The organism is Arthrobacter sp. 08Y14 (assembly GCF_002929455.1).
Lineage (GTDB): Bacteria > Actinomycetota > Actinomycetes > Actinomycetales > Micrococcaceae > Arthrobacter_B > Arthrobacter_B sunyaminii.
Genome location: NZ_PJIX01000003.1, coordinates 1 through 11,486, shown reverse-complemented (window position 1 = coordinate 11,486; position 11,486 = coordinate 1). Strand labels below are relative to the sequence as shown.

Annotated in this window: 10 protein-coding genes; 3 read left to right on the top strand and 7 right to left on the bottom strand. The window is 66.9% G+C overall.

Features of this window, described 5'->3' with window-relative positions; translation table 11 throughout:
- Positions 1-3 precede the first annotated feature (3 nt).
- The 7 genes from CXR03_RS12530 to CXR03_RS12500 form a co-directional block, all read right to left on the bottom strand.
- Positions 4-675, bottom strand: a complete 672-nt coding sequence (locus tag CXR03_RS12530) for an N-acetylmannosamine-6-phosphate 2-epimerase (protein ID WP_104104142.1) — start codon at positions 673-675, stop codon at positions 4-6.
- Entirely contained in the window at positions 668-1,684 is a 1,017-nt protein-coding gene (locus CXR03_RS12525) for an ROK family protein (protein ID WP_104104141.1), read from the bottom strand. The genes CXR03_RS12530 and CXR03_RS12525 overlap by 8 nt, the downstream gene beginning before the upstream one ends.
- A 2-nt stretch (positions 1,685-1,686) precedes the next feature.
- Positions 1,687-2,619 carry a dihydrodipicolinate synthase family protein gene (locus CXR03_RS12520; protein ID WP_258073634.1) on the bottom strand — a complete coding sequence of 311 codons (933 nt, stop codon included), beginning with the start codon at positions 2,617-2,619 and terminating at the stop codon, positions 1,687-1,689.
- Positions 2,620-2,694: 75 nt separating this feature from the next.
- Entirely contained in the window at positions 2,695-3,525 is an 831-nt protein-coding gene (locus CXR03_RS12515; protein ID WP_258073633.1) for an ATP-binding cassette domain-containing protein, read from the bottom strand.
- Positions 3,522-5,693 carry a dipeptide/oligopeptide/nickel ABC transporter permease/ATP-binding protein gene (locus CXR03_RS12510; RefSeq protein WP_104104140.1) on the bottom strand — a complete coding sequence of 724 codons (2,172 nt, stop codon included), beginning with the start codon at positions 5,691-5,693 and terminating at the stop codon, positions 3,522-3,524. Before CXR03_RS12510 ends, CXR03_RS12515 begins: the two co-directional genes overlap by 4 nt.
- 2 nt (positions 5,694-5,695) lie before the next feature.
- Positions 5,696-6,655, bottom strand: coding sequence for an ABC transporter permease (locus CXR03_RS12505; RefSeq protein WP_104054897.1), 960 nt, complete (start codon positions 6,653-6,655; stop codon positions 5,696-5,698).
- A gap of 81 nt (positions 6,656-6,736) precedes the next feature.
- Entirely contained in the window at positions 6,737-8,341 is a 1,605-nt protein-coding gene (locus CXR03_RS12500; protein WP_104104139.1) for an ABC transporter substrate-binding protein, read from the bottom strand.
- 300 nt (positions 8,342-8,641) lie between these two features.
- Between CXR03_RS12500 and CXR03_RS12495 the strand changes: the two genes are divergently transcribed.
- From CXR03_RS12495 to CXR03_RS12485, 3 genes are read left to right on the top strand one after another with little or no spacing between them, the layout of a single operon-like run.
- The gene (locus CXR03_RS12495) at positions 8,642-9,379 is read left to right on the top strand and encodes a FadR/GntR family transcriptional regulator (RefSeq protein WP_258073690.1); all 738 of its coding nucleotides are present in this window, start codon (positions 8,642-8,644) and stop codon (positions 9,377-9,379) included.
- Between the two features lie 38 nt (positions 9,380-9,417).
- On the top strand, positions 9,418-10,137 hold the full coding sequence (locus CXR03_RS12490) for a glucosamine-6-phosphate deaminase (protein ID WP_104104637.1): 720 nt from the start codon (positions 9,418-9,420) through the stop codon (positions 10,135-10,137).
- Positions 10,134-11,369 carry an N-acetylglucosamine-6-phosphate deacetylase gene (locus CXR03_RS12485; protein WP_104104138.1) on the top strand — a complete coding sequence of 412 codons (1,236 nt, stop codon included), beginning with the start codon at positions 10,134-10,136 and terminating at the stop codon, positions 11,367-11,369. Before CXR03_RS12490 ends, CXR03_RS12485 begins: the two co-directional genes overlap by 4 nt.
- Positions 11,370-11,486: the final 117 nt, after the last annotated feature.

Genomic DNA, 11,486 nt, shown 5'->3' with positions numbered 1-11,486 from the left:
GGGCTAGGCCAGGGCGCCCGCAAACCATCCGGTAATCGTGGTCGGGTGCGTGATGGCGGTGCCCACGACGACGGCGAACGCGCCCGCGTCCAGGCACGCCCGGGCCTGCACCGGGGAATGGATCCGGCCCTCTGCAATCAGCGGCCGGCCCAGATCCAGTGCGGCGATCTCGGCGATCAGGTCCAGGTCCGGCCCGTCGGTTTTCGGCCGCTCCCCGGTGTAGCCGGCCAGGGTGGTGCCGATCAGGTCCGCTCCCGCATCGGCTGCGGCCTTCGCGTCCAGGGCGGAACCGCAGTCAGCCATCACCAGCGCCCCGGTCTGCTCATGCAGCGCAGAGATGGTTTCAGCCAGGGAACGGCCGTCCGGGCGTGGCCGGCGGGTGCCGTCAATCGCCACGATGTCCGACCCGGCAGCCACACAGGCCAGCGCGTGGTCGAGCGTGGGGGTGATGAAAACGCCATCGGCGCCGTCTTTCCACAGCCCGATCATCGGAACATCCACGGCAACGCGGGTTTGTTCCAGGTCAGAGATTCCCTGGATCCGCACGGCGGCCGCACCGCCGATGACGGCGGCCTGCGCCATCTGCGCCATCGTCCGCGGATCGCGCATCGGCTCTCCGGGATAGGCCTGGCAGGAAACGATCAGCCGGGAGGCCAGAACGGAAAGGTCAAACATGGTGGTGCTCCTGTGGTGCGTTGAGTTCAACGGAAAGACGGTTGTAGGCGAACCGGGCGGCTCCCACGATGGCGGCGCCGGAGCCCAGGGCCGCCGGAACCACGGGAAGGTCCGCCAGCGGGTCCATCAGCTCGGCGCGCAGCGCGGCCCGGAACGGCGTCCACCACAGGTCACCGGCTCCGGCCACGCCGCCGCCGACCACGACGACGGACGGATCCAGCATGTTGGCCAGCCCGCCCACGGCCTGTCCGGCGGCTGTTGCTCCCGTGGTCATGGCACGAAGGGCCAGCGGCTCCCCGGCGGCAGCCCGCACGGCAACATCCACGGCAGAAACGGGATCCGCCGCGCCGTCCCCGCCGGTGAGCCGCCGGTACAGCGCAGCGATGGACGGTCCGGAGGCAATGGCCTCCACGTGTCCGGCCCGTCCGCAGCTGCACGGCAGCGGCCGGCCGCCGTCGTCGTAGGCGAAGGGCGATGCCACATGCCCCGCGTGCCCGGCCACGGCCCGTGCACCCAGGTGCGGCCCGCCGGCCAGGATCAGGGAACCGCCGACGCCGGTGCCCACGGCCACGAGCAAACTGGAGTCGGCGCCGGCCGAGGCGCCCACCCAGTGTTCGCCCAGGTTGTGGGCATGCACATCATTGACCGCGTGGGCGGGCAGCCCGGACTGCTCGGCGAGATGCGCCGCCAGCGGAGTGCCCGCCCAGCCGGTGAGGGAATCGGTGGCTGAAACCACCGATCCGTCCAAGGTGTTGATCACACCGGCCGAGCCGATCCCCACCGCCACCGGGTCCAGCCCCGCGGCGCGGGCCTGTTCCAGCAGAACGGTGACGAGCCCGACGGCGGTGGCCAGGATCGCCGCCGCTCCGGCGGTGGCCGGGGTGGGCCGGGACTCGGCGGCATGCAGCGTGCCGTCTTCGTCAACAATGCCGGCGGCCGTTTTGGTGCCGCCCAGGTCCACCCCGATGACGCAGCGCCGGGCCGGGGAAAGCAGTGTGCCGGGAGGCATGGCTAGATCAGGCCGTTGCGCTCAAGGATGGTGCGGATGGCTGCTGTTTCCGCGTCGTTGAGGCTAACCATCGGTGCGGACATGACGTTGGTGTCAATGACGCCCATCAGCATCAGTGCGGTCTTGAATGCGCCCAGACCCGCTGCGCCGCCGGAAACCCGGCCCGGAGTGGCCGCGTAAACGATGTTGAAGACGTCCGCCAGGCGGTCCTGTTCGGCGGCGGCCTGGGCGAAGTCGCCGCTCTTGGCCGCGTCGTACAGCCGGCGGTAACCGGCGGGGTCCACGTTGCCCAGGCCGGGCACCACGCCGTCGGCCCCGCCGAGCATGGCGCCGTCCACCACCACTTCGTGGCCGGTGAAGATGGAGAAGTTGTCGATGCCGCGCGCGGCCAGGACGAGCTGGCGGAAGGACACGTCGTCACCGGAGGAATCCTTGACGCCGGCGATGACATGGTCCTGGCCCAGCTGGATCAGCAGGTTCAGCGGCAGCTTGAAGTGGGTGCGGACCGGCACGTCATAGGCGAAGAGCGGCACGTCCAGGGCGGCGTGGATGCTGCGGAAGTGGGTGTCGGTTTCCTGCACGTTGGGGATGGCGTAGAACGGGGACGTCACCACCAGGGCGTCGGCGCCCAGGCCCACCATTTTCCGGCCCTCCTCGATGACGCGGTTGGTGGTCTGCTCGCACGCCCCGACGATCAGCGGGACCTGGCCGGCATTGACTCCGGCAATGGTGGTGACCACCAGTTCCCGCTCTGCGTTGGTCATGTACGGCACCTCGGCGGAGGAGCCGAGGACGAACAGGCCGTGCACGCCGCCCTCCAGCAGGTGCTTGGTTACCCGGGTCAGGGAGTGGGTGTCGATGCTGCCGTCCGCGGAACGCGGGGTGACGACGGGGGGAATGACGCCGGTGAACTGGCGGATGGGCTGAGAGGCCACAGATATCTCCAAGGTGCTGGTAATGGGTTGGTGCAGTGGAACGAGCCGGTTTTACCGGGGAAAATCAGTGAAAAATCAGGGGTGCAGCAGGCTGGGCGCGGCGCCCAGCAGCTTGCGGGTGTAGTCGTCCTTCGGGTTGGCGAAGATGTCTTCGGCCGGTCCCTCTTCGACGATCCGGCCGTAGTACATGACGCAGATGCGGTCGGAAACGTAGCGGACGGTCTGGATGTCATGGGAGATGAAGACCATGCCCAGGTTCAGTTCGCGCTTCAAATCAGCCAGCAGGTTCAGCACCTGGGCCCGGACGGAAACGTCCAGCGCCGACGTGGGCTCGTCCGCCACGATCACCGCGGGATCCAGGGCCAGGGCCCGGGCAATGGCCACGCGCTGCCGCTGTCCGCCGGAGACCTGGTGCGGGGTCACCTCGGCCGCGGTGTAGGGCAGGCCCACCAGCGCCAGCAGGTCCTTGACCTTGGCCGCACGGGAGCGTGCGTCGCCGATGCCGTGGACCTGCAGCGGATCCGTGAGGATGTCCTGGATGGTCATCCGCGGGTTCAACGCAGTGGACGGATCCTGGAAAACGACGGCGACGTCCTGGCCGAAGCGCTTCCGTTCCGCGGCGCGGCGGATGCTGATCGGTTGGCCGTGGAAGAGGACCTCCCCGGCCGTAGGCTGCTGCAGCCCCACCAGCACCGAGGCCAGGGTGGACTTGCCGCACCCGGACTCCCCCACCACGCCCACGGTTTCCCCGCGGCTTACGGTGAAGTCGACGCCGTCCACGGCCTTGACGATGTTGGGACGGAAGATGGATCCGGTGCGGGTGCGGTGGTGGACCTTGAGACCGCGCAGTTCCAGGACCGGTGTGGTCCGGGCGGGCGCCTCGGTGCTCATGGAATCGGTGCTCATGCTTGTCCTTCGGCACTGGTGCCGGCGGCGGCCAGGGTGGCGCCGTCGTCGTTGTGGCTGTCTGTCAGGTGGCTGGCCCAGTAGTGCTCGCCCTCGCCCACGCGGACAAAGGACAGGACCTGGTCCGGATCGGCGTCCGGACGCAGGGAACGTTCGGCAAACCGGTCCCCGGCCGCGAATTCGCGCGGCGAGGGAACCGTGCCCTGAATCTGGTGCAGCCGGTCGGCGTCGGATTCGATCGAAAGCACGGCGCCAAGCAGACCGCGGGTGTACTCGTGGTGGGGGTTGCGCATCAGTTCGGACGCTCCGGCGGATTCCACCACCTGGCCGGCGTACATGACGGTGATCCGGTGCGCCAGGGATGCAACCAGGGCGAGGTCGTGGCTGACGAAGACCATGGCGAAACCGAGTTCCTCCCGCAGTTCGTTGAGCAGGTCCACCACCTGTTTCTGGACGGTGACGTCCAGGGCGGTGGTCGGCTCGTCGGCCACGATGATCTTCGGCGAGCGGGACAGCGCCATGGCCACGAGCACGCGCTGGCGCTGTCCGCCGGACAGCTCATGCGGATAGCTCTTGAGCGTCCGCTCCGGATCCAGCTTCACCAGTTCCAGCAGTTCACGCGGGGACTTGCGGCCGTTGCGGCGGGTGAGCTGCAGCAGCTGGTCCTTGATCAGCATGGACGGGTTGAGCGAGCTCAGCGCGTCCTGATAAACCATGGCGATCTGCTCGCCGCGCAGGCCGCGGTAGCGCTGGTCGCGTTCGCGCTTGTCGTTGGTCAGTAGTTCCTTGCCGTTGAACTTAATGGATCCGCTGAGCACCGCGGTGGGCGGCAGCAGTCCCATGATGGCCAGGGACGTGATGGACTTTCCGCAGCCGGATTCGCCCACCAGGCCCATGGTTTCGCCCTCGCGGACGGTGAAGCTGACCCGGTCAACAATGGCGGTGTCGCCGTAGCGGCCCGGGAAGCGGATGGACAGATCCTTGACCTCGAGGATCACCGGCGCGTCGGTGCCGACGGCGGGCAGCCGGTCGGTTCGGCGGTTCTCTACGGCGGCGAGCAGCTGCAGTTCCTCGGCCAGGGCGGCCAGCGAACCGGGCTGGTTGATGAGGGTTCCGGCTGTGGTTTCCTCCACCACGGTTCCTTCGGTATCCGCGGGCGGGGCTGCGACGGCGGCGGCAGCGGCCGTGGGAACGACGGCGGCGGGAACGGCGGCTGCGGCAGCGGCGTCCTTCACTGTGCTGTCCTTCAACGTGCTGTCCTTCAACAGTGCTTCCTTCACCGGCGCGGCCCGTCGCGGACGCGGGTTGACCATGGCGTCGGTGAGGCCTTCGGCCAGGATGTTCAGGGCCAGGACGGTGAGCAGGATGGCGATGCCGCCAAACGTCGTCGGCCACCATGCGCCGCTGAAGACCACGTTGCGGCCGTCGGCCATCACGTTGCCCCAGGAAGCGGACGGCGGCTGGACGCCGGCGCCGAGGAAGGACAGCGATGCCTCGAGGATGATGGCGTCAGCCACCATCACCGTGGCAAAGACGAGCACGGGAGCCGCGGTGTTGCGCACCACGTGCTTGGTCAGGATGAACAGCCGGCCGGCGCCGATCACGCGTTCGGCGCGGACATAGTCCTCGCCGTACTGGGCCAGCACGTTGGCGCGGACAACCCGGGCCAGCTGCGGCGTGTAAACAATGGCGATGGCGAAGATGATCACCGGAACGGTGGACCCGAAGAGGGCGACCGAATAGTCCTTGAGGGCGAAAAGCAGGGCTGCGGCCAGGGCGATGCCGGGGAACGCCATCATGATGTCCAGGACCCGCATGATGCCTTCATTGACCGACTTGCGGGAGGTCGCGGCCAGGGCTCCGAGGACGGCGCCGAGGACCACTGCCACCATGACCGATCCGAGGCCGATCGCGGCCGAAACCCGGGCGCCGTACAGCAGCCGGGAAAACACGTCGTAGCTGTTCCCGTCGGTGCCCATCAGGTGCTCTCCGCCGGGCGGAAGCACCGGGGCGCTGGATTCGTTCTCGCCGAATGGGGCGAGCATAGGGCCGGTGACGGCGATGAACGCCACCAGGACCAGGAACGCCAGGGCGAGCTTGGAGCTGAGTTTCAGGGAGGTGAAGCGGGCGCCGGAGGAGGCGAGCCGTTCAGCGAGTCCGTTGCGCATGGTTATACCGTCCGGATCCGGGGATTGATGAGTACGTAGAGGACATCCACCAGGATGTTGACGACGACGAAGGCCACGGCGATGGTCAGCACGGCACCTTGGACGAGGTTGGTGTCCGAGGTGTTGAGCCCGACGATGATCAGGTCTCCCATGCCGTTGAGGTTGAAGATCTTCTCGATCACCACCGCGCCGCCCAGCAGATATCCGATGCGCAGGCCCAGGACGGTAACGGGGGTCACCAGGGCGTTGCGCAGCACGTTCCGGGCCACCACGGTCCGGTATGGAACTCCGTTGCCGATGGCTGTGCGGACGTAGTCGCGGTCCAGCTCCTCGACCATTGAGGTTCGCACCACCCGGATGAGGGAAGCGGAGACCGGCAGGCCCAGGGCCAGCGCCGGAAGGGCCATGGAGTACATCCAGCCGACAAAGCCGTACTGATCGGCCCAGTCCAGGCCTCCGGTGGGAAAGATCGAGCCCGCCGGCAGCGCAAACCACTGGATGAGCAGGATGGCCAGCCAGAACGACGGCGTCGCAATGGCGGCAATCGAGAAGACGCGGATGGCCTGGTCCGGCCAGCGGTCCCGGTACAGGGCGCTGGTCACGCCCAGCACCAGGGCCAGGAACACGGCCAGCAGGATGCCCAGCAGAGTCAGCTGCAGGGTGACCGGGAATGCCGAGGCAATCTTGGAGGCCACCGATTCCTCCGGCGGGTTGGTGAAGCCAAAGTCCAGCCGCACCACGCCGCCCAGATAGCGCAGGAACTGCACCAGCAGGGAGTCGTTCAGGCCGCGGTCCTCGCGGAAGGCGTCTTTGGCTTCTTCACTGGCGTTTTCGCCCAGGACGGCCGTGGCGCGGTCCGCCGGGATCACGGACAGAACGATAAAGACCATGATGGTCACGCCGAGCAGCATGAACGGCAGAGCTGCCAGCCTGCGGCCCAGCAGGCGCAAAAGTGTTGCCATGTTTTATTTCTCCAAGTGGTGCGGGGCCGCCCTGCCGGAGGAGGGCGTCTGGGGGATGTCCCTCATCCGGCAGGGCGGGTCTTACTTCCGTCCGACGCCGACGAAGGAGAGACCGGTGGTCGGAAGCGGCGCGAAGCCGTCGAGCGTGCTGCTGTCCCACGCGGTGGGAAGCTGCCGGTGGAACAGCGGGTACAGCGGAACCTCTTCGGCAACAATGTCGACGACGGCGGCGTGCAGCTTTTTCGCTTCGGCCGGGTCCACCTGGACTGCTTCGTCCAGCTTTGCCTGGACCTCCGCGTACTCCGGGGTGCTGGACCAGGCCATGCGGTTCTTCGCCCACGTGTCGCCGCGGTAGAACCAGCTCAGCAGCAGGTCGCCGTCGTTGCCGAAGACGGAGGGATCGCCCGGAGCAACCAGGACGTCGAAGTTCTGGCCGCCCACCTTCTCCGGAGCGTAGACCGCTGCGGACTGCAGGGGTTCCAGCGTGGTGGTGATACCGATCGCGTCCCAGCTTTCCTTGATCAGCGGGGTCACCTTGGTGACCCAGCCGGCGTCGGTGGAAGTCAGCGTCACGGTCATGTTTTCCATCCCGGCTTCCTTGAGCAGGGCCTTGGCCTTCTCCGGGTCATAACCGTAGACGGTGCCGGCCTCCGTGTAGGACGGGTGGCCCTTCTGGAAGTAGGAGGTTGCTGCGGCGGCGTTGCCCAGCAGTGCCTTGGAAATGATGTCCTCGGTGTTGGTGGCGTAATGCAGTGCCTGCCGTACCCGCTTGTCCACGAACTTCTCCGAAGCGCAGTTGAACATCATGAACAGCAGGCCGAAGGACTGCACGGACTCCACATCCAGCTTGGCCTTGAGCTGGTCCACATCCAGGTACGGAATGTCCTCAATGGCCTGGGTCCGGGACGGAACCGCTGCCACCCTTGCCGCAGGGTCAGCCAGCAGCAGCCAGGTCATATCGGTGACCTTGGCCGGGTAGGAACCGTTGTATTCCTCGAACTTCTTGAAGACAATCCGGTCTTCCTTGACCGCTGAGACAAACTTGTACGGTCCGCTGCCCACGGGCGCCAGATCGAAGGTCGCCTGGTTCGAGGCCAGGGCCTTGGGAACGATCTTGACCACGGAAATACGCGGGCCGAACTCGGCGAAGGGGTACTTCAGTGTGAACTTCACTGCGTCGCCGTCGGCGGTGACGGACGCGATGAAGGGGATGAACCCGGCAAACAGGGATGCATTCGCCGGGTCGAGCACGCGCTCAAAGGAGTAGACGACGTCGTCGACGGTGACGGGCTCGCCGTTGTGGAACGTCGCACCCTCACGGAGCGTAACGCGGTACGTGGTGTCGTTGACCTTTTCGGGTTCGGCTGCGGCCAGGGCCAGGTACGGCTTCCGGGTGGCGGGGTGCAGTTCGGTCAGGCCTTCAAAGATGTGGAGGTTGGCCGCCACCGGCGTGGCGCCCGTTGCGGACATTGGGTCGAAACCGGTGGAGAGGGAATAGGAAATGCCTGCCTCAATGGAGTCTGCTGCTGCGGCGCCGGTGCCGGTTGCAGCAGGAGCGCCGCCGGGGCTGCAGGCAGCCAGGGATCCGGCAAAGGCCGAAGCGGTGCCCAGGACACCGGCAATGCGCAGAAAATCGCGCCGGCTGGCGTTCCGGAAAAAGCCGGTGCTCTCGGAAGTTGTACTCATGAAGGTGCCTCACCATTCTGGTGTGATGCGGATATCGGACGTAGGACATCCCATGCGGGTTGAGTAGACTGTAGGCTGAATCACAAGATGCGGTCAAGCACGTTGCCTCTGTGACTAAGTGGAGCTCCGGTCCGCCACACCCGGGGTCAGCACTGTGACCAGGAATAGCGTGCAGCCTGCCTGCTCGAACAGGGGCCCCATCTGTTGCCTGAACTGTGAAGATTTGCTCGATGACCTTTCCAAGGAGTGCCGATTTTGGTGAATGACACCACGCAGCCGCTTTCCGCCGAAGACGCTCCCCTGCCGGCGCTCCCGGCCCGCGCGCCGGCCCGGCCGCCGCGTTTCAGCGCCCAGGCACGGCTTGCTGCCCTGCAGAGCGACATCATGGACCTGATTCTGGACAGCAAGCTGCAGGCCGGAAGTCCGCTGCCCACTGAGGCTGAACTCTGCTCGGCACTGGGCGTTGGACGGAACACGCTGCGCGAATCCCTGAAAGTCCTCCAGGCCCTGGGCGTCGTGGAGATTCGGCACGGTTACGGCATGTTTGTCGCGCCCACCAATTTCGACGCCCTGACCGCCGGACTGAGCTTCCGGGGGCGGTTATCGCTGCGGCAGCAGGGCAAGGAGGCACTGGAACTGGTGGACGTCCGGCAGACACTGGAATCAGGATTGATCGGTCAGGCAATGACACTCATGACCCCTGAGCATCTGGCCGCCATCGAGGCCACCGTCCGGGAGATGGAATCCCTGGCTGATCAAGGCCAGGCCCTGGCTGCAGTGGACTCGGAATTTCACCGGCAGCTGTTTGAGCCGCTGGGCAACGAGTTGCTGACCCACCTCATGTCGGTGTTTTGGGATGTTTACAGCCGGATCCATGCCGAAGCGGGAATGAAGGCCGCCAGCCTGCACGCCACCGCGCAGATGCACCGCGAGATTTTCGAAGCGGTCCGCGCCGGAGACAAGGCGCTGGCGTCCGAACGGATCAACAGCCACTTTGACGGCATCCGCGAGGCTATTGCCGAACTGGTCAGCCGATGACCGCCTCGCATGCCGGAACTGCTGCAAAGGACCACGCCATGAAGGTTTTGACCAGAGAAGGCCGGGAAGACGCCGGTGCCGCGGGAGCCGTCGTCGTTCGGGACTGTGTGCAGGCCAAACCTGATGCGGTGCTGGGGTTTGCCACCGGTTCCTCCCCACTGCCGCTCTACGACGCCCTGGCGGACTTCGGTCTGGACTTCTCCCGTGTGCGCGGATTTGCCCTGGACGAGTACATCGGGCTGCCGCCGGGAGATCCCCGCAGCTACGGTGCCGTGATCGACAGTGAAGTGGTGCAGCGGCTGGGCATGCGGCCCGGATCCGTGCTCCTGCCCGATGTCGCAGCCGCAGACCTGGAAGCCGCCGCACGGGAGTATGAGCAGGCCATCCGCGATGCCGGCGGCGTGGATCTTCAGATTCTGGGCATCGGCCACAACGGCCACCTGGCGTTCAACGAGCCCGGAGCCGCGCTGGATTCCCGCACCCGGGTGGAGCAACTCGCCGAACGGACCCGCCGAGCCAATGCCCGCTTCTTCGACTCCCCGGACCAGGTGCCCACCCGCTGCATGACCCAGGGCATCGGCACCATTCTTGACGCCCGGCAGCTGCTCCTGATTGCGCACGGCGCTGATAAGGCCGACATTATTGCGCGGGCCCTGCAGGGCCCCGTCACCCCGGATTGCCCGGCATCCGCATTGCAGCTGCATCCGCGGGTCACTGTAATCCTCGACCTCGCTGCCGCCGCCGGGCTCCGCCGATGACGCCGGTAAACCACACCCGGCCGGTCACGGTGATCCGTGGCCGGTTGCTGCTGGAAAACGGCCTGGCGGAGGGCAGCGCGGTTGCCGTGGCCGGAACTGAGATCCTTTACGCCGGTTCGGAAAACGGGCTGGACGCGGCGTTGGCCGCAGCGGACCTTTCGTCCGAGCACGCCGTCAATGACATCCGGCTTGCCCCGGGCCAGCTGGCCGTTCCCGGGCTGGTGGACCTGCATTGCCACGGCGGCTACGGCGTCGACTTCCCGTCTGCCGATGCCTCGGCCGCCCGCACCGCGCTGCACCGGATGCATACCGCCGGAACCACCACCGTGTTGGCAAGCCTGGTCACCGCTGCGCCCGAGGATTTGCTGTCCGGCATGAAGATGCTTGCCAGCCTGGCGGCGGCCGGCGACATTGCCGGCATCCATTTGGAAGGCCCGTTCCTTGCGGCCGCGCGCTGCGGCGCCCAGGATCCGCGCTGGCTGCGCTCCCCCGACCAGGATTTTGCCGCCGCGTTGATCGCCGCCGGCGGCGGTCAGCTGCGCACCATGACGTATGCGCCGGAACTTCCCGGCGCGGATGAACTGGTGGACCTGCTGACCGGACAATCGGTGGTCCCGTCGCTGGGGCATACCGCCGCATCCGCGGACGACGCCGGTGCATCGCTGGCGCGCGCGGCAGCCGGACTCTCGACCCAGGCGGGCCGTGTCCCGACGGTCACGCATCTGTTCAACGGTATGGACCCCATCCACCACCGTGCTCCGGGTGCGGTGACGGCGGCGCTGCGGGCGGCGCGGGCCGGGTCCGCCGTTGTGGAGCTGATCGCGGACAACACCCACCTGGATCCGTTTGTGGTGGCCGCGATGTTTGAACTATTGGGTGCCGAGAACATTGTCCTCGTGACGGATGCGATGGCCGCTGCCGGGCTCGCCGATGGATCGTACCGCCTGGGCCCGGCCGAGGTACAGGTCCGGAACGGCGTGGCCCGGCTGGAGTCCGGTTCCATCGCCGGCGGCACTGCCGGCATGCTGGATCTGGTCCGCAACTCCGTTGCTGCCGGCGTCCCCCTGGAATCCGCCCTGCGCTCGGCGTCCGAGGTACCCGCCCGGGTGCTGGGCAAGGCTGGACAGATCGGGTCCCTTAGCGCCGGCGCGGCCGCCGACATCCTGCTGCTGGACGCCGATTTGCGCCTGCTTCGAGTGTTGCGCCGTGGCGTATGGATCTCTGAGGCGTAAACAGGAGTAAACGAGTAAGGCCCCGCAACCATGCGGGGCCTTAAACAGTTGAGGCCCGTACCAAAAGGTACGGGCCTCAACCTCTGAACAAATATTGTCCGGCGGTGACCTACTCTC